Origin of the sequence: Priestia sp. P5 (genome assembly GCF_029522155.1) — a bacterium.
GTDB classification, from domain to species: domain Bacteria; phylum Bacillota; class Bacilli; order Bacillales; family Bacillaceae_H; genus Priestia; species Priestia megaterium_E.
Genome location: NZ_JAKWFJ010000001.1, coordinates 1,954,589 through 1,978,777 on the forward strand (window position 1 = coordinate 1,954,589; position 24,189 = coordinate 1,978,777).

The window sequence follows — 24,189 nt, forward strand, 5'->3', positions numbered from 1 at the left end:
TTGTATAAACTGGTACCGATCTCAAGGACATCAAACAAAGGCTTTATGTAACTAAGAGATAATCTCTATATTGAATGAGGATATTAGTAGATATATAGATATTAAAAATTCATCATGTTCGCACAAAATGTTCGTACAAAGCCTACTTCTGAGCATATGAGTAGAATAGAGTAAGTTTATAACCTTGATTGGCTAAATGCCTTTCGAGGTTTTTTACTTTAAATTATATCGAATCAGCTGATATTTGAGTGAGACGAAGCAGTGCAAGGTGCAAAATTAAAATGGAGATGTTCACAATGTTTGAGGAAAAAGTTAGAGCAGTCTTAGGTGCACGAGTATTACTAGATAATAATGATCCAAGAATCGAGCAAAAATGGGTAGAGCTAATTGTTTTACGGATGAATTTGATAATTTAGGCAAGGTAGAAGATTTTATTGTGGATACTGCTATTGGAGAAATTGCAATTACCCATGAACAAGTTTTCGTTGGGTGCATTAGAGGTATAACAGAAAGATTGGGGGAATTTACCCCAAAAGAAGCGCAAGACGAGCTAACATTAGACGAAATAAAAGATTTATTGCCACGAATGAATAAAGTAATAGAAGGACTAAAGCATGTAAAAGCTGATCATAACCCTTCAGTGGAATAGTAACAAACATTACTTAAATACTTGGTGAATGGCAATTTGCTAAGGTATATGGGTACCGCTATTGTCTAATGAATGAGTTTTGAGCAGAAGGTCCTTATTTAATATATAGAACAGTTATAATATATTTACTTTTGACAGACTGTTAGTATTTGGTATATCCTATTTTTGGATTAAGAGTTACGTAGATTTAACTCTTTATACATAAAATACTAATCGAAAGAAGGAAGAACCCGTAATGAGTAAGAAAAAATGGTTAATAGGAGCAAGTGCATGTTTCCTAGTATTAGGGCTTGCGGCTTGTTCGAGCGGAGAATCAGAAAAAGCTAGTGGAAATGAGAAACACTCAGCTGACTCATCAGAAAAGAAATCGGACGATAAAGAGCTAAATGTTGATGCGAAGTTTGATAAAGAAAAAACGGATAAATTCTACAATACGGTCACCAAAAAATTAGGTAAAACTGCTAATGTTGATGATTTTACGATTACAGTAGACTCTCCGCAAGTCGTGCCGGATGATGAGCTATCTAAAAACAAAAACGGACAGTTTATCAAAATGAATATTACGATTGAGAATAAAGGAAAGAAAAATCATAAAATAAGTGAGCTACTTCATTTTGATATTCAAAAAGGAAACACTCAATACTTTGCTACAGTTGTTTCTGGTGCCACAGAGAATCATTTGAACGGAAACATTTCACCAGGAGAAAAACAAAGCGGTATTGCAACGTTTGATATACCAAAAGAAGGCGATTTTAAGTTTGAATTTAGCGGTTTTAGTAAAAATCGTGGTATTTGGACGTTTACACAAGATGATATTCAACCAGCTCAATAAGAAGCAAAACAAGTCACGTGCTAATCGTGGCTTATTTTGATTGAACTCAGCAACAACCATGGCGCATAAATAAAGTAATTAAACAAATTTAAAATGAAAGGAGCATGTAAATTACTGTTAAGTATGTCCTATGTAAAAGTCAACATACATGTTAGGTTTTATAACATAAATTTCTGAATAATCATTTACTTATTCACTTATTTCATGGTATGTTATATGACATAGATATTGTAACTTGCGATATGGGCTGAAAATTAGCCATTGCAATATATACTTATTTTTCTAAAAATGCACCTGAATGAGCTGGTGCTCTATACATATATACGTCTACGTATAACTAGTCAAAAAGAATGAAGGCTTTTCTATTTATAGTGCTGATTGTTCTTTGGGCTGAGTATAGTTATAGTAGGTGAAATTTTCAAGGCAGTTATTTTGGTTTTTAAGCTGAATTTTTGGAATAGTTTGTTATTTTGTTAATCGATGCTTTGCCACTTAGAAGTAGGTATAAAAGTTTACTAATAAAAGAAAATGCAGACGGAATTTAATAAGTTTTTTGGAATTTGTGGGCGATTTTCTCACTTTTTTATCATTTTTGAATAGTTTATAATCATCAGACAATTATACTGTGATATAGTTATAAGTGAGACAGAAAAAGGTGTGTTCTTAGGTCGCACCTGAATTTTTTTACTACGTAAGCAGGAGCGCCTACATCTTTTTACAAATATAGGGGATGAGGAAGGTTATAATGAGCAACGTACAGAAAAAAACAGACGTTATCTTAATTGGTGCCGGAGTCATGAGCGCAACTTTGGGATCATTACTCAAAGAGTTAGCACCTGAATGGGACATTAAAGTATTTGAAAAACTCGCAGACGCAGGGGAAGAAAGCTCGAACGAATGGAATAATGCAGGGACGGGCCATTCTGCGCTGTGTGAACTAAACTATACATCAGAAAAAGCTGATGGATCTATAGATATAACGAAAGCGATTCGAATTAACGAGCAGTTTCAGCTGTCAAGACAGTTTTGGTCTTATCTTGTAAGCAGCAAGTTGATTCGCAATCCGCAAGATTTTATCATGCCAATTCCGCATATGAGTTTGGTACAAGGGGAAAAAAATGTATCGTTTCTGAAAAAGCGTTTTGAAGCGCTGTCAAACAATCCGTTGTTTCAAGGAATGGAGTATTCCGACAGTCCTGACAAACTAAAAGAATGGATTCCGTTAATCATGAAGGGGCGCACGTCAAATGAACCGATTGCCGCAACTAAAATTGATTCGGGAACAGACGTAAACTTTGGTGCTTTAACACGCATGTTGTTTGACCACCTGAAGAATAAAGGGGTTCACGTTCATTACAAACGAAGTGTAAAAGATATTAAACGTAAAAGTGACGGTATGTGGGAAGTAAAAGTCGCAGATGTAGACAGCGGCAAAGTTGAGTACCACACGGCAAAGTTCATCTTTATCGGTGGTGGAGGCGGAAGCTTGCCTTTACTTCAAAAAACAGGTATTCCTGAATCCAAGCATATTGGAGGCTTCCCGGTAAGCGGATTATTTATGGTATGCAATAACCCTGAAGTCATTGCGCAGCACCACGGGAAAGTATACGGAAAAGCCAAAGTCGGAGCTCCGCCAATGTCAGTTCCGCACCTTGATACACGCTATATTGACAACAAAAAGACGCTGTTGTTTGGCCCGTTTGCCGGCTTTTCACCGAAATTCTTAAAAACAGGTTCAAACCTGGACTTAATCAGTTCTGTAAAGCCGAATAATATTTTAACCATGCTAGCAGCAGGCGTCAAAGAAATGGCGTTAACAAAATATTTAATTCAGCAAGTGCTGTTATCAAATGAAAAACGTGTGGAAGAACTGCGTGAGTTTATCCCGAACGCGAAAAGCGAAGACTGGGATATTGTTGTAGCAGGCCAGCGTGTGCAAGTAATCAAAGACACAGAAGCCGGAGGAAAAGGAACGCTTCAGTTTGGTACAGAAGTTGTAAGTGCCGCTGATGGTTCTGTTGCTGCACTTCTTGGGGCTTCTCCTGGTGCGTCAACGGCGGTTCACGTTATGCTAGAAGTATTGGAAAAATGCTTCCCAGAAAACATGAACAAGTGGGAGCCAAAAATAAAAGAAATGATTCCTTCCTATGGCATGTCGTTAGTTGATCATCCAGACTTCTTTAACGAAATTCATGCGTCTACTTCACAGACGCTTGGTTTAATTAAAAAAGAGTCTGTTTATAGCTAAAGATTTTACGCCGTAACAAACAGTACATGTGTATGTGAAGAAATCTACAGGCGTGCACAAACACCACCTTTTCTTGAGGTGGTGTTTTAATGGTCTTTATATGTAGAGTTTGATTTAAGAGCGGTATTGATTGCTTCCAGGCTGAAGTTTCAAATGCTTCCACGCCGCAATTGCATCATCGCGGCTTTTTCCATTGTTTTTCGGATCGTTAAAAAAATCGCGAATAAAGCGGTTGTACTCAAACTGAGGCGCAATTTCTTTTTGATAAGAAGGCTGCTTTTTTCGTTTTTCTTCTTCATGCCACGCTTTTACCACGTCTCGATAGGTTTTCCCTACATTTTCTTTAAAGTAGTTTTGAATATACGTGGAAAAATGAAACGTAGGATGAATAGCTTTCTTAAAAAAAGCCCGTACTTCTTGACTGCAGCGGTGATTTTCTCCAATGACGCTATCTAATGTCAGCGGAGCTTTCGTTTTAGAGGACGAGCGTTTTTTAGAAGGTGATTTTGATTGTTGAGTGTCACCGGTTGTTAAAAACACTTCAATTCTTTTTGAAAGTTCCATTTTAGATCCAGACGAGCTCATGTTGTTTTCTCGACAAAATTGCTGCAGCTCGGTTTTGAGCCAGTAAAAATCGGTAAAGTCTTTGATAAGTAAATCTTTTGTAAGTTCAGGTCGCATCGTTTTCACCTCCATATATTTACTATAGAACGTTTGTTCTTGTTGGTCAATTGTTTTTAGAGAAGTATGAAGGAATGTCTTTTATGTTTCTTCCTACATAGTGAGAAGAAATAGGCTGTTTATTCACCTCTCTTGCCCAAATAGAAAGCTGGCCGATGTGATGGATTTCATGAATGATGATGTGATGCAAAATGTCAGCTTCCGTGTAAGAAGTAGAATCCCAAGGGACTGTTACGTACCTTTTGTTGGAAAAATTCAAATGACTTAGAAAGTCGGCAATTTCGGGTCTATGTGCGGAAGAGAGTGCTTGAAGCTTTTCGAGCGTATCGTGTTCTTCAAAAGAAAGAACGATATCTGGTTTACCTTGGATGGCGCGTATCCAGCTGTCTTCCACATCAATAATATGAAACAGAGTTTGTAAAATGCTTCCCGTTCCTCCAGTCCGCTTCTTCAACAGTTCTTCTCTAGAAAGTTGATAACACCAGCTAAACCATTCATCTCTCACTTGCCAATTATATTCAAAAAAATGAATCATCTACCACACCTCACATGTTTTTTTACCTCTTACTAAATTAGATTAAGGCTTGTAAATTCCTTTGTAAAAAGAAGAAAAAGCATCTAGGCAAGAGATCTCTTGTAAATTCCAAAAGCAAACAATTACAATAATAGAAAGGAGTTGATCACATGACGCTACATAAAAAAGTACTTTCTACAATTCTAGGAGGAGCTGTCGGAGACGCTTTAGGCGTTCCAGTTGAGTTTAAAAAACGCGATACATTTCGGATCACAACTATGACAGGCTACGGTACATACAACCAGCCTAAAGGAACGTGGTCAGATGATACATCTCTGACGATGTGCTTGATTGATAATTTAATAGACAAACAAGATGAATATGATTTGATGCAAAAGTTTGCAAACTATTGGTCGGATGGCTACTGGACGCCGTACGGAGAAATGTTTGATATTGGCATCGCAACAAGCGAAGCGATTCGCCGCTATAAAAGCGGGCTTCCTAAAGAAGAGTGGGGAGGAAGCGCTGAATACGACAACGGAAACGGAGCGCTTATGCGTATTGCTCCGCTTGCGTTTACACTATGTGATGAACCTAGCTTTACAAAAAGAAAAGAAGAAATAGAAAGAATTGCTCACGTCACGCACCGCCATGTGCGCTCTACGCTTGGCTGCATTATATACGTGGAGCTGCTTATTTGTCTTCTTGACGGCGACCAGCCTTTTGAAGCATATGAAAAAGCGGTAAATCTTTGTCAAAAGCAGTTAACAGGTACGGAGTATGAAACAGAGTTTTCTTCGTACGAACGAGTGTTAAACCTAAGCTTGCCCCACGCAGCAAGAAATGAAATCGGGTCAACCGGATACGTCGTCAGCTCGCTAGAAGCATCTCTTTGGTCTTTTCTGCAAAGTGATGACTACAAAGAATCTGTACTTACTGCTGTGAATTTAGGAGAAGACACCGATACAATTGGCTTTATTACGGGTACTTTAGCAGGAATGTATTATCAGCTGGATGGTATTCCTGAAGCGTGGGTTTGTCAGCTTGCTAAAAAAGAAGAGTTGATAGGAGCTTGTAAGAGATTTGCAGATGCGTGTATATGAAAAAGACAATGAACAGAAGCTGTATTTCATGAAAAAGTAAGGTAAGGAGTGTTTTTTTGAAAAAGATTTTTCTTATAGCTAGTATCTTGATTATCGTATTTGCTGGAGTATATACATTTGTAAAAATGAGTGCGTCGTTGGAGGCTAAAGCCGCTGGCTTTGCCAAGAACAAAAAAGTTCAGCTGATTTCTATAGGTAATAAGAGTTCTCTAGGAGATATTCAAATAGAACAAATCCGTATCAACGGAAACAAAACGCCCGAATATGCAAAAATACAAGTAAGCAATGATAAAAAAGGGTTCCTTCTTGGAGACTTTACTAGCGAAGAAACAAAAGGCTATACGTTTAAGAACTTGCAAAGTGTGAAGCTGCAGCCGCATACAGGCCCTGACGAACAGCTAGAAAGATCGCACAAAGGAAAAGAAAGTGATCAGATATATGCGCTTTCTCTTGCAGATAATATAAGTATACAAAAAGTAACCATCTCATACCGCCACCTAGGGATCTCACATCAGGAGACAATTTCTACTGGGTTATAATAAAGGCCGATAAGCAGCTTACCTAGATGGGTGAGCTGCTTATTATTTTTTAAAAAGCTACCACAATTCAATCTGATTTACAATCCCTTTCCTTTTAAATTTAAAGAATATTCAAACAATATTTTTCCTTTAGCAACGGAAAAATATTGCGTTCAATTGAAAGCGTTTTCAATATATAGTGAAGGTAACAAGAAAACATCTTAGCAAGATACTTATCTCATTTATGGATGTTAATCAATTACTGATCAAGGGGGAATTGGAAATGAATATTTTACTATGCTGCGCAGCAGGGATGTCTACAAGTTTGTTAGTGACTAAAATGGAAAAAAGCGCAAAAGAAAAAGAGATAACGTGCAAAATCTGGGCAGTACCAGGAGACGCGGTTAGAAATCATATTGATGATGCAGATATTTTACTTTTAGGTCCGCAAGTGCGCTACTTGCTTCCTCAAATGAAAAAGTTAGGAGAGGAAAAAGGAATTCCAGTAGAGGTTATTAATCCGGTTCATTACGGAATGTGTAACGGAGAAGAAGTGCTAAAATCTGCTGAGCAGTTAGTTTCGAAATAGGAGGGAATCAATTGAGCAAAATGAATCGTGTACTTGAAACATATATTATGCCGCTTGCTGGCAAAGCTGCCCAGCAGCGTCATCTTCAAGCATTACGAGACGGTATGGTCCTGACGATGCCGCTTATTATTATCGGTTCACTTTTCTTAATTTTAGCCAATTTGCCTTTTCAAGCCTACACAGATTTTTTAACAGAACATCCTAAGCTAAAAGCAAGCATTTTATACCCGTACCGAGGAACGTTTGAAATTATGGCTTTAGTAGCTACGTTCGGGATTGCCTATCGCTTAGCAGAATCGTATAAAGTGGATGCACTTGCTTCAGGTGCAGTGTCTTTAGCTGCTTTCTTTGTCGGTACACCTTTTGTTTCGTATACGATTGGAGAAAACGCAGATGGAACGGCTATGGTCGAAACAGCTTACCAAACGGCTATGTTTACAAGTAAAGGCCTTTTTGTGGGGATGGTTATAGCTATTATTGCAACAGAAGTTTACCGGAAGATTATTCAAAAAAATATTGTGATTAAGCTTCCGGAAACCGTTCCGCCAGCTGTCGCTCGTTCATTTTCAGCTTTAATACCAGGATTTGGAGCTGTAATGGTTATATGGGCGCTGCGTTTGCTTGTAGAAAACGTCGGAGACTTGGGGAATTTACATAATGTCGTGACGGTTTTACTGCAGCAGCCTTTAACTCATATTGGTACAAGCTTAGTCGGTACGATTCTGATTTTTATCTTAATTACTCTTATGTGGAGTACAGGGCTACACGGTGCGACGATTGTTGGTTCTGTCATGACGCCTGTATGGCTTACGCTAACAACGGAAAACGCAACCGCTCTTGCTTCTGGTGAGCCAGTGAAGCATATTGTAACGAATGAATTTAACGATATTGTGTTTGTAGGAGGGTCCGGCACTACGCTTTCTCTTGTGCTGGCGATGGTGCTGTTTGCGAAAAGCCAGCAAATGAAGCAGCTAGGAAGATTAAGCATCGGACCGGGCTTCTTTAATATCAACGAACCTGTTATTTTTGGAATGCCTATCGTATTAAATCCGATTATGATTATTCCGTTTATTTTAGCGCCGCTTCTATCGGTCATCATTACGTATGTATCGATGGATATAGGCCTCGTTGCAAAGCCAATAGGAATTGTCACGCCGTTTACAATGCCGCCGGTGATTAGCGGCTACTTAATTACAGGAAGCATATCAGGAGCTATTCTGCAGCTTGTGCTAATGGTGGTATCGTTTGGCGTCTATTTTCCATTCTTTAAAATGTGGGACAAACAAAAACTTATAGAAGAAACCGGAGCTTCTATAGATCGTGATCGTTCACCGGTAAAAGAAGAACAGCAAAGTATTGTATAACGTATTTTTTAAATCATTCATTATAGCGGAGGGATTCAAATGACAAAAGGAATTAAAATTGTAACCATTGGCGGAGGTTCAAGCTACACGCCGGAGCTTGTCGAAGGATTTATTAAGCGCTATGACGAGCTGCCTGTACGAGAGCTTTGGCTAGTAGATGTAGAAGAAGGAAAAGAAAAGCTAGAGATTGTTGGAAACCTGGCAAAACGAATGGTCGAAAAAGCAGGAGTCCCAATTGATATTCATCTTACGTTGGATCGAAGAAAAGCGTTAAAAGATGCCGACTTTGTCACTACACAATTTCGCGTAGGATTGTTAGACGCAAGAATGAAAGATGAACGAATTCCGTTAAAATACGGCGTGATTGGGCAAGAAACAAATGGACCGGGCGGCTTATTCAAAGGGCTGCGCACAATTCCTGTGATTTTAAGTATTGTGAAAGATATAGAAGAACTATGTCCAAATGCGTGGCTTGTAAACTTTACGAATCCAGCTGGTATGGTGACAGAAGCCATTTTACGCTATAGCAATCATAAAAAAGTAGTGGGCTTATGCAACGTGCCAATCGGTATTCGCATGGGGATTGCTAAAGCGCTAGAAGTAGACGAAAGCCGGGTACAAGTTAGCTTTGCCGGGTTGAATCATATGGTCTTTGGATTAGATGTCTTTTTAGACGGAGTGAGCGTAAAAGATCAAGTGATTGACGCTATGGCAGACCCGACGAATGCGATGTCTATGCGAAATATCAAAGGGATTTCGTGGAATCCTGACTTTATTAAAGGCCTAGGGGTTATTCCATGCGGGTATCACCGCTATTACTATAAAACAAACGAGATGCTGCAAGAAGAACAAAATGCAGCTGAGCTCGAAGGTACACGAGCTGAAGTAGTGCGCGCGTTAGAAAAAGACTTATTTGAGCTCTATAAAGATCCTAATCTTGCAATTAAACCGCCTCAGCTTCAAAAGCGAGGAGGCGCGTACTACAGCGATGCAGCCTGCAGCTTAATTTCATCTATCTATAATGATAAAGGCGATATTCAGCCTGTAAATACCATTAACAATGGGGCAATCGCCAGTATTCCAAATGATTCTGCTGTTGAAGTGAGCTGTGTGATTACAAAAGAAGGGCCAAAGCCAATTGCAGTCGGTGATTTACCTGTAGCTGTTCGAGGACTTGTTCAGCAAATCAAATCTTTTGAACGAGTGGCGGCCGAAGCAGCCGTTACGGGAGATTACAATACCGCGCTTGTTGCAATGACAATCAATCCGTTAGTCCCATCTGATACTATTGCCAAGCAGCTCTTGGACGAAATGCTAGACGCGCATAAATCTCATTTACCGCAGTTTTTTAACTCGGTGAATGTCTAATACGTATAGTGAAAAAACCTTTGACAACGAGTCAGAGGTTTTTTCATTTTTATAGTATACTTTAGATACAAAATCAACATCAAAGAAAGGTGATCACAGTGCCAAATGCATGGGATGCAGAACAAATTGTATCAGCACCGTTTGCCAAAACGCTAATCGAAACGCAGTTTCCAGAACTTGCGCCCGCTGCGATTTCACTGCTTGGCTACGGCTTTGACAATACGGTTTATCAAGTAAACGACCGGTTTGTTTTCAGGTTTCCTAGACGAGAACTCGCAGTAGGACTATTAAAAACAGAAAATCAGCTTTTACCAAGCCTTGCTTCTCAGTTGCCGCTATCCATTGCAGAGCCCATTTTTTTCGGTAAGCCGAATGCAGGCTATCCTTGGCCTTTTACGGGATATCACTACGTGCAAGGAAATCCGCCTGCAAGATTAACAGAAGAAGAGCGCATACAATCAGCTTCTGTATTAGCAAGATTTCTTCGCACGCTGCATCACTATCCTCATTTAAAAGCCCAAAAGCTCTGCGTCCCGTTTGATGAGTTAAATCGGCTTGATATGATGAAACGAAAGTCGGCGCTAGAGAAATATGTCAAGCAAATGAAAGAGCGTAGTCTTTATTCAAAACAAGAAATTCTTGAAGACTATGTAAATGACATACAAGAAATTCACTATCAAGAAAAACATGTACTAGTTCACGGAGATCTTCATATTAAAAACATGATTGTTAATCAAACCAATATGGTTTCAGGCATTATTGACTGGGGGGATGTTCATATTGGTCACCCAGCAGTTGACCTAGCGATTGCCTATAGCTTTTTACCTCCTCAAGGAAGAACACGGTTTTTTAAAGAATACGGTGAAGTGGACGAAGAAACACACAGACTAGCAAAATGGAAAGCCGTATTTACAACCGTAGTGCTGGTGGCACACAGTTACGATCAAGGAGACAAACAAACGCTAGAAGCGGCTCTAGAAAGCTTGAACCTGATTTTTCAAGAGTAACAAAACTGTAATAGAATTTCTGTTCAATTCCTGTATAGTTAAGAAAGGATAAAAATAAAAACAACAGGTGAAGCAAAAGATGAATACAAGCCACTGGAATGAATCAGCAGCACATTTACTAGAAAGGTGGATACAGCTATATAAAGAAAAGGAATCTCTTATTGGAGAAACGGAATCTTTAAACATGCTAAAAGAAGAAGTAGACGGGATGGACAAAGAAAAATTTCTCTCCATAGTAGAACGTCATCTGCAGAAAGTGTATGACGAACTGGAAAAAGAACGGACAGAGTACAACATGAACAACAGTGAATATACAATGGTGACGTTTCTTTCAAGCGACTATCCGGAGTACATAAACAAGCGTCAAAGCAATATGAGACAGATTGAACAGTTAACAAGCATACATAGGAATGTGACAGAGCTTTTCGGAAAAGAACGCATTTCTGAAGCGGATATGGTAGCGTTTAGAAACGACTTTTTTCAACTAACAGAAAAACATGCTAACACGTCATTGCTAAAAGAAATCAAGGAAAGCTGGAATGCTTATTTGCCCGCGTTCGTTGACTTTCAAAAAAAGCATGAACATGTAAAACAAGCGATAGCCACAGTACTCGAAGAAGACAAGAGCTTGAAGCAAGAATGGCATCAGCTAAGCAAAAACAAATTGGTGACCAAACAAAAAGCGACCGCCTTTCGCACAAAGCAGCATGAGCTAAATGAAAGTATTCGAAAAGCCACGACTGCACAAAAACAGTTACTCGAACTGCACTGGCCTGATATTCGCAGCCAGTTTGATGCGCTACAAGAAAAAATGAGTAAGAGTCTTTCTACTGTACTGAAAGAAACGGAATGCAGTATGGAAGTCATTAGCCAAAACGTTGCAAATGAACACGCCAAGTTAAAGCAATCACTTAACGACCTACATGCAGTCCACAAAGTCGACGTTCATCAAACGTGGCTAGCGGCTTTTATTAAAAAATCACGACCATTTTTTAACGAACTGAGTGAAGATATAAAGGATACTCGGTGTCAAGAGCTATGGAACCGAATTTACGGCATGTATAAAGGAATAGCAGTAAACGAGTTTATTGTTACCTACGAAGAATTTTTAGCACTTCAGCCGCTTAACAGTATAAAAAGCACGGAGATGCCAAAGCCGTTAGCTCGGTTAAAGGTAGATATAGAACCTGTTACACTGCCATCCTACGCAGACTTTCCCGTGCTCAAAAAGCAGCAAGCATCACGACGCACTTTTCCTATTATAATAGGAATCATTATTGGACTTCTCTTGTTACTTACGATTGTATACATGAATCGTGACAATCAAACGGCAGAAACAAGCTCAGATATAAAAGAAACGCCCAGCACGAAGCCGTTAAAAAATGAAGAGGTCAAACCAGATTCTGTAAGCAAAACGGATCTTGAAAACTTTTTTATCTCCTATAAAGCTGCTTACTTTTCAAGTTTAAACAGTGGAGACTTTAGTGGGATGGCACCCTATATCGACTCGAATCAGCCAGTGTATAAACAGCTGAAAAGCTACATCACATCACTCGCCGGCAAAAACGTATCGTTTGCTAACGATCAGTTTCTCGTGACAAAAACAGAATCACATGATGATGGGACCTACGACATTTATACAAGCGAAGTGTACACATTTACTGACTCATATGACGCGAGCACGCAGTTTAAAAAAGAACGAATTTATCATGTTAAAGTCGCTGGCAAAGACAAACTTCAAATTACTAAAATTGATACGTTAACAGATGAGCAGAAGCCGGTGGAGGAGTGAATGGTTTCTGAGAGATTATGAATAACCGCTAGTTCCTTTTGAGGGCTAGCGGTTATTGTGGTTGGGGGAGAGGGAAGTGTTTTGAGTGACTGCTACGCTGCCAGAGATAAACATTAATTCGGATTATAACAGATTGAGTTTGAAACTGTTGATATAACGGGGTGGGCTTTTTAGTATATAAGATTTAGGATGAGGTAATTGGGGACAGTTTGTTTATTTGTGTCCCCCAGTTGTCCCCAATATTACAATTCATCCATAATTAAAAATCCCTATCTCCCTATTATAAATTTCTATTCTAGCGGCTAGAGACAATGCATTAATTATTCCTTTCGTTTAGTCTAGCACTATATAAATGAAATGGCTTCCTTCAATGGTGTTAAGGTCTTAATAACTATCGACGAGAAAATCTTAATTTTATATTTAAGAATTGTGAATCGGTATCTTTCAGTTCATCTATCTCAAAAAACTGGAGAGGTGTAATTTATACTTATGTTGTGAGTTATTATTTTTTTAATAATACCTAGCCTTAACTGTGAATAATGAATAGATCCCTTCCTTTTTAACTTATTGATACCATCCGAACTTAAATCCCCAACCACCAATATCTAATATTCTTGAGATACCCCAATAGTAGATGAAATATGTGCCTCCTGTAGTTAGAGCAATTGAACTAATAAGTTCTAGTTGGTGAGGCTTTCTTTCTGTCCACTGTATAAGTTTTTTTCCGAAAATAAAGATAATGATGAGAAATAGTAATACCATGACTGCAATTTGTCCCAGCCCTTGCATACTCATTACGGCCGCCCCATAAAATGGATTTTTAGATGCAGCAGCATAAGTAAGAAAATCTCGAAATACCGGAAACGGTCGACCTATTGAAAAAAGCCCTACAAATATACCCATAATAGCAGATTTTGTAAATGGATTTGCCAAAAAATAACGGATTTTTAATGGGATGAGAACGAGCAGACGATTCAAAAACCCAAAACTAATTACACCCCAAATTAACATAGCTGTACCAATAAGACTAAAGGTTATTTCAGCTTGATTTATACGAATATTTGATTGATTTAACATATCGACCTTACCGGGGGTGAGTAAACCGATAATAAATCCATAGAAAGCACATATAGCAAGTACTCCAGTTATGAAAACGATTAAAGCTCGAATTGCCATTTTTCGGGAGAAATGGTGGTTAGAATAAGTAAGCCCTGGAATCATAGCAAAAACGACGCAGTTGCAGGCGGTAAAAGTAGCAGCTAGCCCTGCTACACAGGCAAAGATGAAACCGAATCCTGTTCCATTTTCGCTGAAAGTACTGGCAAGGTTATTGGTATTACCGATTGTTCGGTCTGCTATGTGATGCCCAAAACCGTCAACCACTTTATAATTCCAAAATCCAGCGATGATGATTCCAATGACTAATGCTAAAAATGTCAAAATTAAGCGGTAGCGTAGACCATAGATTTCTTTCATGTGAAAATCTCCTCCTACCATTGCATGCCTAACCTTAATAATTATATTCAAACAGTATTATAAAATCACAACATTTCAGTGGAAGAAAAAAGAAGGAAGAAACGTTAAGATGACTTTTTTATTTTGCATAAGGAGTATTGATACAGTAAAAATCATGTTTGAGCATATTGGAAAACTCTAAAAGAGCGATTTTAAAAATTCCTTGGTCAAGCAATAAATTATATATATTTCTATAGGAGAGCAAGTGATTCGTTTTTAAGGCACTACCCCTACAAATTATACAGTGTAATCTAGTGATCGTGTAATAAAACAAAAATGTTATGGGTGCCTCAAAAACATAAAAATATGATGGAAGTTGAAAGAAAGGCAATAATAATATATAATGACCTCTTTTTATGATTATGTTTTTACCTTTCACTTTCACTGTCGGGTCTACTGCTCTACTTTTGAAAGTTGAGCAGAATATATAGGTAAATCACATTTTGACTTTATTCATTAATAGAGACAGAATCTAATGGTCTCGCTGCCACAAAACAATTATTTAAGATTCATAAAAGCTAACATATAGAAATAACCTAAGTCTTTTATTAAAAATGAAACTGCTGCCGAATTAAAAGAGGAAACGTTTAGCTTTTTATCTAAGTATTATTTGTCTATAAAAAGGCAGATTTTCTTTTCTATAATAAATGACAATGTTAAATATTTAGAAATGAAAAAATTTTAATAAACATAAATAATTCTGGTGGAAGAGAATCAATATTTAATTATTTGTCTAAAATGTTACTATTCATTAAATATGGAGGTAATATATATGCGTGCAAATGATATTCATATGGGAGCAGCAATTGATGAAAAAAATAGAGTTATTTTAGTAACTGGGTGTATCGATCGTAATGATCATACAATCATTTTAAAAGTTCCTGTTCCTAGCAATGGAGAATGGACCGTGATTAAGGCGGAAGTAAATATCACTGATGAGCCGTGGATAGCATGGCAAATAAACTTAGGAGAAGGTACTACTATAGTAGAGAAAGATAAACAGCCAGAATTACTCATGAGTAAAAATTTTAATAACTCTCGCTATCTTCGTGATAAAAATACCGTTGTGTTTTACAGTGGTGGCGAAGATAAAGATAAAAGTGAAGTTAGACCTGGAGATGCTATTTTAAAGTATGTAAAGGTAAATATTGAAAATAAAATTTTTACTGGTTCTCACAATCGCTTAACTTCTAGACATGGAGCAAGTAATTTTATTAATACAATGCTCACGAATGGAGATTTTGGTAAGCAATTTCCTAAAATAGAAATTATAGCACCAGTAACAAAAATTAATGAGCCTGATAAGAATTTTTAATAAATTGAATGTTTCTAAAGGAGAGTATATTGTCTAAGAAAGGGTGAATAGATAAGTGAGGGTTATTAATGATTGCGATTCCTTATTAAAAATGGAGAAAAACTTAAGTATTTTCACAGAGGAATTTGGCAATAGAGCTGAATATGAACATTTAAAGTTTAAAGAAGCAAGTGATTTACCCAAGAAAACTAAGCTAGTTATTGTAGGTGCAGGTCTAGCCGGAATTTCAATTGCAGCAAAAGCGTGGCATCTAGGGTTTAGAAACGAAGACTTAATTATATTAGATGAAAATGATTACTTTGCTAAACAATTTATTGAAAGAACGAGAAATATAAACCAAAAGGTTATGCGCAGTCCCTACAAACACCATACGGGTCCTTCACAAGATTTATCATTGAGCGACTTTGCACGGCTAAATTATAAAAAGCTATCTCGTGCAGAAAAACATCAACTTTATCTAGATAGATTAGGTGAAAGAGCTATACCACCTTTAGACTTCTTTTTGTCCCATACTATACATGTAGTAATTAAACATAGTCTACACACAAACGCTTATAAATTCAAGGTAAAAGAAATTTATAAAAAAGGTGACAGCTGGATTATTGAGGATGACAATAATAACTTAATTCAATCTAAATATGTAATACTGGCTTTAGGAAGTAAAGTCAGTAATTCTAATCAAATCCCACCTATGACAGTACCTTTATTTAATAGTTTATCTACCTCTATTAATGATTATTTAAGTGAGAAAAATCAAGACATATGTGTAGTTGGCTCTGGAAATACTGCAGCCCACGTTATACTATCAGCTCTGTTACGAGGTAAAAAAGTAAATTGGATTATAAGAAATGAAGAAATATATAAGTGTACAGATATACCTCATGAATATTGGCGTGATGAAGGTTTATCCTCTTTTATGAAACTAAGTATTCCTGAAAGAGAGCTTAAATTGAAAGAAATTTTTCATGGGAGTGCAATGTTAGAACACTTTTATCTTTTTAGGTATTTTAAAAAAAGAGGCTCACTAAAGGTCTATGAGCATACTGTAATTGAAAAACAAGTTGCTTTAGATAAAATTCAACTGTCAAATAAAGAAATAATTCATGTAGATGCTGTTGTACTATCCAACGGTCTTGTTCCTTCAAAGTTACCGTCAATTCAATTTGATATTTTAACTAAGAAAGGACTCCCTATTTTGATAGATGAAACCTTAGAAGTAGCAAAAGGATCAAACCTGTATATTGCAAGTACACATAGTATTCTAAGTCTTGGGCCGGCAGCTAAAAATATTGATGGAGCGCGTCTAGCGAGTGAAAGAATCCTTATAGATATTGTTAATAAAGAAAATAAATCTAATATATTATACAGTAACGATTTGAATAATAGTATCAATAGGGTAAGGCGTTCATTTTTTGGTACTACAGGTGCTATAACAGGTTAAGTAAGAAGGGAGTGTTTTCCTTGAAGTTAATTACAAAAGGAAATAATAACTTTATGTTGCATGAAGTAGGAGAAATAGGTTTAACGCTTTTGGCATATGAAAGTAATTATTTATACAAGGCATTAGGTATGGCTACCTTGTCAACTGATATAAGTAGTGTAATGGAAACCGTAGAAATCCTTAATCACCATTCTAACAATAATATTCATACTTCCTCATACCTAGAAAAAATTGGTGAGAAAAAAGTATATGACCTGACTAGTAAAATTAAGGACAGCTATTATCCACTGCATGGTAATCCAAGAAACGAGATAAAATTAAATTTTAAAAAGGTAAAGAAACTATGTTTAGAAGAAGGGTATTATAACCCTGTAGTTCCTTTATTAGTATCAGTGATGATAGTTAGAGGTTTGTGATATTTTGGTGATTGATAAATCGAAATCTCCGACACGTAAAAATGAAAAGTTACATGGAAAAAGACACTATAAGAATGTGCATAGTGTCTTTTTATTATCTAACATTACTTATTGTTAAAACTGGATTTGAGTCAATAACTTGGACACAAGAAAGTTAAGTCTTAGGCTGTTTTTCTCGTTTGATCCTCAATCGCTTGAGGGGTTTGATAGCCGAGGCTAATATGGATTCTGTTTCGGTTATACCATCCTTCTATAAACTGAAACATGGCTAATTTTGCAGCTGAATAGTCTGTGTATTGCGTATGATACACTTCTTCTTTCTTTAATATGGAATGAAACAACTCTATGCAGGCATTATCATAAGGACAGCCTTTCTGGTTGAAGGACTGCTTCATCTTGTATTTGTGAACATGCTAGGTAAACTCACTACTGGGGTATTGTGGGCCAAGATCTGTATGAAGAAGTAAGCCCTTTCGGGGCTTTTGAGCAGCGTAGGCGTTTTGAAGTTCTTCAATAACCAGTTCAGATGTCATTGAACGAGAAAAAGAATAGCCAACGATTTTTTTAGAATGTAAATCTAATACCAACAGCAAATAGCACTAACCATCTCTTACCGTAGGAATATACGTAATATCTGCTACCCATTTTCATTAATCGTCTGTGTAGCGAAATCTCGTTTTAACAGATTAGTCAGTTGTATCACCTTTTCTTTTGACAGATAGGGACGGTATTTTTTCTTCGTAATCGAACGAATTCCTGCCTGATTCATTAAGCGCTGAACAGGCTTTAGACTTAGATAACACCCATTGTTTACTAAGATCTTATGAATTTTCGGAGCACAATAACGCTCTCTACTTTTCAAATAAATTCGTTGCATTTCTTTCGTCAGCTTCTGATTTTCCTGTTCGCGGTTTGACACCGTCTTTTTGAACGAGTGGTAGTAGCTGCTTCTTGGAATCGTTAACACTTCGCACATTTTCTGAACGCTGTATTGCTCTTTATATTTCTCAATAAAATGCTTGAGTTCTGCTTCGGTTACTTTTTCGTGAATATGGCCATAGCCTTTTTTAGAATATCTAATTCTTGTTTTAACTGAAAGTTTTCCTTCTGAATCTCCGCTAATTCTTTCGGTGTTAGAGAGCCTTGTTCTGAACTGATAGGTGTAAATACCTTCACTCATTTTTAGATTGTTACTTCTGATACGCCATATTCATTGCTTAAATCTTTAACCTAGTTTCCCGCATGATATAAATCCACAATGGTTTTCTTAAACTCATCATTGTATTTTTTGCCTGCACGTTTACGTTCCATTTCGGATACATCCTCTCAAAAATAATTGTAAGGACTTAATTAAATGGTGTCCATGAAACGGTACTAACTCCAATATGTTTAGTTCCAATTTAAAAGTGTTATAAAAATAAAGAAGAAAAATATCTCTCTTATTTAATTGAAGCTAGTATAGGAGATTATAAGCAGGAGATATTAGTTATTTTTGAAAGGGATAAAAAAGTAGGACAGGAAACAGGGAGAGAAACTTATTATCAGTAACAATACAATAGCTATTGGCAACACATTTGATTTTATTCTCCCCAAAGTAAAATGTATATTCATATAAAGAGAATATAACTTGAAAATTGAAGCATTTTTTGGTGGTGTATGGGTGGAGTTTTTACGCATTAAAAAGTAACTAATGTAATAAAGTTTTCTAAAAAATGTACTTCAATTATAGCAAGAGTAGTTGAGTTAAAGCTTTTTTAGGAGGAGTGAAGAAATGGCTCCGCTGTATAAAAATGAACTAAGGTTGAATAAGCCTAAAGACGTTAGAAGAATGTTATCAAGAGTGATTAATCATTTATTAACTAATGGAGAAATGACCAACGAGAAGGCAAAAGCTCTAAATTCTCTATCAAACACGGCACTAAAAAGTATGGAAATGGGGGAATTGCAAGAGGAACTGGAACAACTCAAGGAAGTAGTACAAAGACTGGAAGGGAGTAACAAATAAGTGAGTATTAAAAATAATATTAATGTTTTAAAAAAAATGAACAAAAAAATGTACTCAAGATTAGGTGCTGAAGAACGTTTTAAAATGGTTATCAAGACATTTGTAAACGGTGATGAGGGGCAGCGAGAAAAGTTAGTAAATTCCTGTCCGAAGTTTACCTATTTTGAATCAGATCACGCTTATGCAGAAAGAGTAGAGACTTCTAGGGACATTGTAACAATATTTATAATTCAGCTTTTAGAATATGACAAAATAATATCTATTATGAAGATTCTTAAAGGATTTAATAGCAAAGTGCAAGGGATAAATGATGAAATCAAAATAGTTAGTGAAGTTCAGGCTTTTCTATTAGCGTTTGAGGCTTTTTGTGAGGAACATCTGGGCATTGATTCGAAGGAAATGATTCAAGCTTGGTACGGGTATGATGAAAGATACATTAGAAAGATTAACAAAATAAAAGAATATCTAGATTTTTACCAAGTCGAGCTCGATAAAACATTAAAAGATATTTGGTTGGAAAAAATCTTTATTAAAGGATGGGCTGATAGATTGGAAGCGTATTTATAAAAAAAATAACAGTTTCAAGTTTCTTTATCTAACAGGTAGAAAAATGTCTCAATCATTATTTTATTAGACACACAGTAACCAAGAGTCGTTAAACAGACCCTTCTATACGTTAAGGTATAAAAAGCACTTCGATTCTCTTGTACTGAATCCCTATTACTCTAAAAGAGTGAAAGGGAAAGTTGTGTGTGTAATAGATAATTACCTTACAAAAGGTATTTCATTTGAAACAGTTAGGAATTTATTGCTTGAAGTTGGAGCCAAAAGGATAATATTATTAGCTTTAGAACCTTATAAAAGAGAAGAATACGGAATTTATCAGAATCAATTCTATAAGTTCAGTGGTGACATTATTGGTAAAGGTTATCAATATGAGCTAACTGATAGGGGGGGGTTCTTTGGGGTTATGATAAGGAGACTAGAGAAGAGGTAAACAGAATTTATAAAATACTAAATGAGTAACCAAAAGTTAGGTCAAGAAAAAATGTATATAAGGAACATGCTTTTATCCCCTTCATTTTATTTTCGATAGACCTCTTTAGACAGGAGTAAAGTCAAATCTGGAAAAGTCAGATTTGGCTTTACTTTTTTTGCTCTATAGTCCGCCTCTTACAAGTAGTAAACCAACCATGATTAAAAAAGTTAGTTTAGTAACAAAAAATCTATGTAAGAGTAGCAACAATGGGATGTTTTTGTTCAATAAGAATTATACATTGCAGTCAAAAAGGTACGGATTAATCCCAGCCTTTTTGGTGTTAAATTCATTGGTATTAAAGGTATAATTTCTATTACTAGATTATACTGTAGATTGGTTTTTCTCAACGTTATTGGAACTACTTACAATTATATGGTGTTAATCACTCCATTTAATGTTATTAATTGTTATGAAAGTTAAGTTGGTATTATAACGATAGATTCGACTTATCTCATCTGCTGTATGATAAGATCAGATGAGATATAAAAGAATAAAATCGGTATTTAATCATGCTACATAATATGAGGGGTGAATTATGGAAGAAAAGAAATATTTGCGTGATAATGCTCATCTTATGACAGAATGGAACTCTGAAAAGAATAGGGATCTTAATCCGAACGCTTTGACTTGTGCAAACAGAACAAAGGTTTGGTGGAAATGTTTAAAAGGGCACGAATATCTATCTAGAATAGACCACAGAGTAAGCGGAAGTGGATGTCCTTATTGCGCGGGGAAACGTGCAATAAAAGGAGAAACTGATTTAGCCACACTCTGCCCTGATTTGATAGAGGAATGGCATCCAGTAAAGAACGGTGAATTGCGTCCAGAAGATTGCACAAGAAGCAGCGGGAGAAAAGTCTGGTGGATTGATAAACACGGACATGAATGGGAAGCATCAATATCAAACAGAAGTAAAGGAAACGGTTGTCCGATTTGCGGAAGAATAAAAGCAAGAGATACTCGATATGAAAAATTATTGAAAGACAGAGGGTCATTTGGCGATAAACATTCAGAATTACTGGCTGAGTGGGATTATGAGAGGAATATAGGTGTCAATCCTTATGAAATTGCTGGAAAATCAAGCCGTAAGGTATGGTGGAAGTGTGAAAAAGGACATAAATGGGAAACAGCAATTTATAAAAGAGCAAATGGTGAGGGATGTCCATATTGTTCGAACAAAAGAATATTGGCAGGATTTAACGATTTAGAATCCCAAAATCCGGATTTAGCAAAGGAGTGGCACCTAAATAAGAATGCCCCTTTATTACCGACAATGGTCACTGCAAACTCACACAAAAAGGTTTGGTGGGTATGTAAAAGTGGACATGAATGGGAGGCTGTAATAAGTAATAGAAATCGTTTAGGCCGAGGTTGCCCACAATGTGCTCAACTTAATAGGGGTAAAGGTGTACGAAAAGGATATTTAAATAAAAGGGGGTCTTTTGCTGTACATTTTCCAGAAGTTGCTTCTGAATGGAATTACGAAAAGAATGGTAAATTAACTCCGAACGATATGACACGTTCATCGGGACAAATCGTTTGGTGGAAGTGTAAAAAATGTGCACATGAATGGAAAGCATCAATATCAAACAGAAGTAAAGGAAGCGGTTGCGCAATTTGCGGGAAGATAAAAGCAAAAGAAAATCGATATGAAAGATTGTTACAAAATAGAGGATCTTTCGGTGATAAATATAAAGATTTGCTATCAGAATGGGATTATGAAAAAAACACAGACTATACTCCTTATGAAATAACAGTGAACTCAAACAAGAAAGTTTGGTGGAGGTGTAGTAAATGTGGACATGAGTGGAAAGCTGTTATTCACGGACGAACTAAAGGAGGGGGCTGTCCTCGTTGTATAAAAGAGAGACAAACCTCTTTTCCAGAAAAATGTATATTCTTTTATATTAAACAAGTGTTTGAGGATGCACAAGAAAACCAAAAATTCAATTTTATTGGCAAGATGGAAATTGATATTTTCATTCCGTCTCTGAATGTAGGAATCGAGTATGATGGGCATTATTGGCATAAAAACATTGCAAAAGATAGACGTAAAGATCAGCTATGCCATGAGAACGGAATTACTCTTATTAGGATTCGGGAACCTAACTGCCCTATGCCGACTGAGCATCTTGTAAATACATATTACTACCATCTTGATGATTTATCGGAACAAGAACTCGAAGAGAGCATAAAACACATTATACAATGGATTGTATTACATAAACATATTCGAGTAGCTTCCATTGCCATAAGCATAGAAGCGGACAGGACAGCGATATATGAGTGTATAGATATGTATGAAAAAACTAATTCCTTACAATTGAAATATCCAGAGTTGTCAGAAGAATGGCATCTTACAAAAAATGGAGTTTTAAAGCCTTCATATTTTAAGTGTGGTTCAGATAAAAAAGTTTGGTGGCAGTGTGAGTTGGGTCATGAGTGGAAAGCTGTGATTAGTAGTAGAGTACTTGGGAGTGGTTGTCCAATTTGTGCCGGACAATCAGTATTAAAGGGATATAATGATTTATCAGCTACGCATCCATTGCTTATTACGGAATGGAATTATGACAGGAATATTAATATATTACCCGATTCCATATCTGCTGGTTCTAGAGAAAAAGTCTGGTGGAAATGTAAATTAGGTCATGAATGGAAAGCTGTTGTTTCAAGCCGTGTTGCTGGAAGTGGTTGTTCCATTTGTTCGGGACACAGTGTTTTATCCGGATATAATGATTTGTCAACAAAAAATCCTGCCTTAGCTGCTGAATGGAATTACAATAAGAATAGGATGTTAACACCTGAAATGGTATCTATTGGTTCAAGTAAAAAGGTTTGGTGGCAGTGCGAGTTAAGTCATGAATGGCAAGCCTCTATTTGGAGCAGAAGTAAAGGGAATGGTTGTCCGGTATGCGCAAACAAACGGGTTGAGATTGGATTTAATGACTTGGCATTTAAATGCCCGGACATAGCTAAAGAGTGGCATCCAACAAAAAACATTAACCTTAAATCAACCGATGTTGTCTATAGTTCATCAAAAAAGGTTTGGTGGAAAAGTAGTTGTGGACACGAATGGGATGCAAAGATTAGTGACAGATACCATAAAGGAAATGGCTGTCCATATTGTGCAAGTAAAAGGGTATTAGCTGGATACAATGATTTGGCAAGTCAGAATAAAGTTTTGACAGAAGAATGGGATTATGACAATAATACCCTGGAACCATCCAAAGTTACCCCAAATTCTCATAAAAAAGTATGGTGGAAGTGTAAAAAATGTAGGCATCATTGGCAAGCTATAATTAAAAATCGTAACAAGGGTCAAGGTTGCCCTCGTTGTGCCAAAGAAAAACGATAAAGAAAAGTTGTAGAAGTACCTTGATTTGCTTGATAACTGACCTATCTGTTAATAGGGATATGAAGAAAGGTGGTATAAGCTTTAGACCAAATACCACCTCTCTATAGTCAGGATACATTTTGATCACGATACATATAATGGTATATTATTTTACTTTTATGATTAATAAAAAAGGATAAAACTTAAATGAAATCAGGAGCCTTTTAATTTTTATTTCTTCATAATTTGTATGCACACATAAAAGAATGGGATAATACGTTTTGAAAATTAAGATATTGTAACCAAGTAGCTTTATTAAAAAATAATGCTAAAAGCATAAGAAAGCAATTAACCAAGCTTCAGGGTAAAAATGCTCACGGAAATAGGGAAGGTTAATTAAATAACTTAATCTTATACTATAATTGTCTAACTCTTTGTTATAATAAAATGGCTCTGTTG

At 36.5% G+C, this 24,189-nt stretch carries 20 protein-coding genes and 1 pseudogene; 17 read left to right on the forward strand and 4 right to left on the reverse strand.

The genetic code is table 11. The annotated features are described in order from the left end of the window. The first annotated feature begins 373 nt into the window (after nucleotides 1-373). From MMB69_RS10685 to MMB69_RS10695, 3 genes are all read left to right on the forward strand, one after another. Nucleotides 374-649, forward strand: a complete 276-nt coding sequence (locus MMB69_RS10685; protein WP_277447681.1) for an Imm3 family immunity protein — start codon at nucleotides 374-376, stop codon at nucleotides 647-649. A 235-nt stretch (nucleotides 650-884) separates the two neighbouring features. Then, a complete protein-coding gene (locus tag MMB69_RS10690) occupies nucleotides 885-1,481 on the forward strand; it encodes a DUF4352 domain-containing protein (protein ID WP_277447682.1) in 597 nt (198 codons plus the stop codon). Between the two features lie 745 nt (nucleotides 1,482-2,226). Beyond that, on the forward strand, nucleotides 2,227-3,729 hold the full coding sequence (locus MMB69_RS10695; protein ID WP_013083523.1) for a malate:quinone oxidoreductase: 1,503 nt from the start codon (nucleotides 2,227-2,229) through the stop codon (nucleotides 3,727-3,729). A 114-nt stretch (nucleotides 3,730-3,843) separates the two neighbouring features. Here MMB69_RS10695 and MMB69_RS10700 read toward each other — a convergent pair whose 3' ends face one another. Both MMB69_RS10700 and MMB69_RS10705 read right to left on the reverse strand, forming a co-directional pair. Next, on the reverse strand, nucleotides 3,844-4,410 hold the full coding sequence (locus MMB69_RS10700) for a DUF6434 domain-containing protein (RefSeq protein WP_277447683.1): 567 nt from the start codon (nucleotides 4,408-4,410) through the stop codon (nucleotides 3,844-3,846). A 46-nt stretch (nucleotides 4,411-4,456) separates the two neighbouring features. Further along, entirely contained in the window at nucleotides 4,457-4,945 is a 489-nt protein-coding gene (locus tag MMB69_RS10705) for a DinB family protein (RefSeq protein WP_014459715.1), read from the reverse strand. Nucleotides 4,946-5,094: 149 nt separating this feature from the next. On the opposite strand from MMB69_RS10705, the gene MMB69_RS10710 reads away from it, so the two are divergent. From MMB69_RS10710 to MMB69_RS10740, 7 genes are all read left to right on the forward strand, one after another. After that, nucleotides 5,095-6,027 carry an ADP-ribosylglycohydrolase family protein gene (locus tag MMB69_RS10710; RefSeq protein WP_277447684.1) on the forward strand — a complete coding sequence of 311 codons (933 nt, stop codon included), beginning with the start codon at nucleotides 5,095-5,097 and terminating at the stop codon, nucleotides 6,025-6,027. 56 nt (nucleotides 6,028-6,083) lie between these two features. After that, a complete protein-coding gene (locus MMB69_RS10715; protein ID WP_277447685.1) occupies nucleotides 6,084-6,566 on the forward strand; it encodes a hypothetical protein in 483 nt (160 codons plus the stop codon). A gap of 262 nt (nucleotides 6,567-6,828) precedes the next feature. Next, nucleotides 6,829-7,134 carry a PTS sugar transporter subunit IIB gene (locus MMB69_RS10720; protein WP_277447686.1) on the forward strand — a complete coding sequence of 102 codons (306 nt, stop codon included), beginning with the start codon at nucleotides 6,829-6,831 and terminating at the stop codon, nucleotides 7,132-7,134. An 11-nt stretch (nucleotides 7,135-7,145) separates the two neighbouring features. Further along, nucleotides 7,146-8,498 carry a PTS cellobiose transporter subunit IIC gene (gene celB / locus MMB69_RS10725; RefSeq protein WP_277447687.1) on the forward strand — a complete coding sequence of 451 codons (1,353 nt, stop codon included), beginning with the start codon at nucleotides 7,146-7,148 and terminating at the stop codon, nucleotides 8,496-8,498. A gap of 39 nt (nucleotides 8,499-8,537) precedes the next feature. Then, nucleotides 8,538-9,866, forward strand: coding sequence for a 6-phospho-beta-glucosidase (locus tag MMB69_RS10730; RefSeq protein WP_182006067.1), 1,329 nt, complete (start codon nucleotides 8,538-8,540; stop codon nucleotides 9,864-9,866). 98 nt (nucleotides 9,867-9,964) lie between these two features. Further along, complete coding sequence (locus tag MMB69_RS10735; RefSeq protein WP_277447688.1) at nucleotides 9,965-10,873, forward strand: phosphotransferase; 909 nt, start codon at nucleotides 9,965-9,967, stop codon at nucleotides 10,871-10,873. A gap of 79 nt (nucleotides 10,874-10,952) precedes the next feature. Next, nucleotides 10,953-12,665: a TcaA NTF2-like domain-containing protein gene (locus MMB69_RS10740; RefSeq protein ID WP_277447689.1), complete on the forward strand. Its 1,713-nt coding sequence runs from the start codon at nucleotides 10,953-10,955 to the stop codon at nucleotides 12,663-12,665. A gap of 564 nt (nucleotides 12,666-13,229) precedes the next feature. Here MMB69_RS10740 and MMB69_RS10745 read toward each other — a convergent pair. Next, on the reverse strand, nucleotides 13,230-14,141 hold the full coding sequence (locus MMB69_RS10745; protein ID WP_277447690.1) for a hypothetical protein: 912 nt from the start codon (nucleotides 14,139-14,141) through the stop codon (nucleotides 13,230-13,232). 811 nt (nucleotides 14,142-14,952) lie between these two features. Between MMB69_RS10745 and MMB69_RS10750 the strand changes: the two genes are divergently transcribed. Genes MMB69_RS10750 through MMB69_RS10760 form a run of 3 tightly spaced genes read left to right on the forward strand, consistent with a single transcriptional unit; the run spans nucleotide 14,953 to nucleotide 17,352 of the window. Then, on the forward strand, nucleotides 14,953-15,495 hold the full coding sequence (locus MMB69_RS10750; RefSeq protein WP_277447691.1) for a DUF6423 family protein: 543 nt from the start codon (nucleotides 14,953-14,955) through the stop codon (nucleotides 15,493-15,495). 55 nt (nucleotides 15,496-15,550) lie between these two features. Then, complete coding sequence (locus MMB69_RS10755) at nucleotides 15,551-16,936, forward strand: FAD-dependent oxidoreductase (RefSeq protein WP_277447692.1); 1,386 nt, start codon at nucleotides 15,551-15,553, stop codon at nucleotides 16,934-16,936. Nucleotides 16,937-16,956: 20 nt separating this feature from the next. Further along, nucleotides 16,957-17,352: a hypothetical protein gene (locus tag MMB69_RS10760; protein WP_277447693.1), complete on the forward strand. Its 396-nt coding sequence runs from the start codon at nucleotides 16,957-16,959 to the stop codon at nucleotides 17,350-17,352. Nucleotides 17,353-17,513: 161 nt separating this feature from the next. Here MMB69_RS10760 and MMB69_RS10765 read toward each other — a convergent pair. Continuing rightward, nucleotides 17,514-18,663, reverse strand: a pseudogene (locus MMB69_RS10765) (IS3 family transposase). A 460-nt stretch (nucleotides 18,664-19,123) separates the two neighbouring features. Between MMB69_RS10765 and MMB69_RS10770 the strand changes: the two are divergent. From MMB69_RS10770 to MMB69_RS10785, 4 genes are all read left to right on the forward strand, one after another. Further along, nucleotides 19,124-19,357 carry a hypothetical protein gene (locus tag MMB69_RS10770; protein ID WP_277447694.1) on the forward strand — a complete coding sequence of 78 codons (234 nt, stop codon included), beginning with the start codon at nucleotides 19,124-19,126 and terminating at the stop codon, nucleotides 19,355-19,357. Beyond that, nucleotides 19,358-19,924 carry a hypothetical protein gene (locus MMB69_RS10775; RefSeq protein ID WP_277447695.1) on the forward strand — a complete coding sequence of 189 codons (567 nt, stop codon included), beginning with the start codon at nucleotides 19,358-19,360 and terminating at the stop codon, nucleotides 19,922-19,924. A 181-nt stretch (nucleotides 19,925-20,105) separates the two neighbouring features. Further along, entirely contained in the window at nucleotides 20,106-20,354 is a 249-nt protein-coding gene (locus MMB69_RS10780; protein WP_277447696.1) for a hypothetical protein, read from the forward strand. 577 nt (nucleotides 20,355-20,931) lie between these two features. Then, nucleotides 20,932-23,751: a zinc-ribbon domain-containing protein gene (locus MMB69_RS10785; RefSeq protein WP_277447697.1), complete on the forward strand. Its 2,820-nt coding sequence runs from the start codon at nucleotides 20,932-20,934 to the stop codon at nucleotides 23,749-23,751. Nucleotides 23,752-24,189: the final 438 nt, after the last annotated feature.

Coding starts and splice junctions, on each gene's coding strand:
- MMB69_RS10690 (WP_277447682.1), top strand. CDS start 885: ATGAGTAAGAAAAAATGGTTAATAGGAGCAAGTGCATGTTTCCTAGTA.
- MMB69_RS10750 (WP_277447691.1), top strand. CDS start 14,953: ATGCGTGCAAATGATATTCATATGGGAGCAGCAATTGATGAAAAAAAT.
- MMB69_RS10705 (WP_014459715.1), bottom strand. CDS start 4,945: ATGATTCATTTTTTTGAATATAATTGGCAAGTGAGAGATGAATGGTTT.
- MMB69_RS10785 (WP_277447697.1), top strand. CDS start 20,932: ATGGAAGAAAAGAAATATTTGCGTGATAATGCTCATCTTATGACAGAA.
- MMB69_RS10740 (WP_277447689.1), top strand. CDS start 10,953: ATGAATACAAGCCACTGGAATGAATCAGCAGCACATTTACTAGAAAGG.
- MMB69_RS10730 (WP_182006067.1), top strand. CDS start 8,538: ATGACAAAAGGAATTAAAATTGTAACCATTGGCGGAGGTTCAAGCTAC.
- MMB69_RS10685 (WP_277447681.1), top strand. CDS start 374: ATGGGTAGAGCTAATTGTTTTACGGATGAATTTGATAATTTAGGCAAG.
- MMB69_RS10695 (WP_013083523.1), top strand. CDS start 2,227: ATGAGCAACGTACAGAAAAAAACAGACGTTATCTTAATTGGTGCCGGA.
- MMB69_RS10710 (WP_277447684.1), top strand. CDS start 5,095: ATGACGCTACATAAAAAAGTACTTTCTACAATTCTAGGAGGAGCTGTC.
- MMB69_RS10745 (WP_277447690.1), bottom strand. CDS start 14,141: ATGAAAGAAATCTATGGTCTACGCTACCGCTTAATTTTGACATTTTTA.
- MMB69_RS10700 (WP_277447683.1), bottom strand. CDS start 4,410: ATGCGACCTGAACTTACAAAAGATTTACTTATCAAAGACTTTACCGAT.
- MMB69_RS10770 (WP_277447694.1), top strand. CDS start 19,124: ATGGCTCCGCTGTATAAAAATGAACTAAGGTTGAATAAGCCTAAAGAC.
- MMB69_RS10720 (WP_277447686.1), top strand. CDS start 6,829: ATGAATATTTTACTATGCTGCGCAGCAGGGATGTCTACAAGTTTGTTA.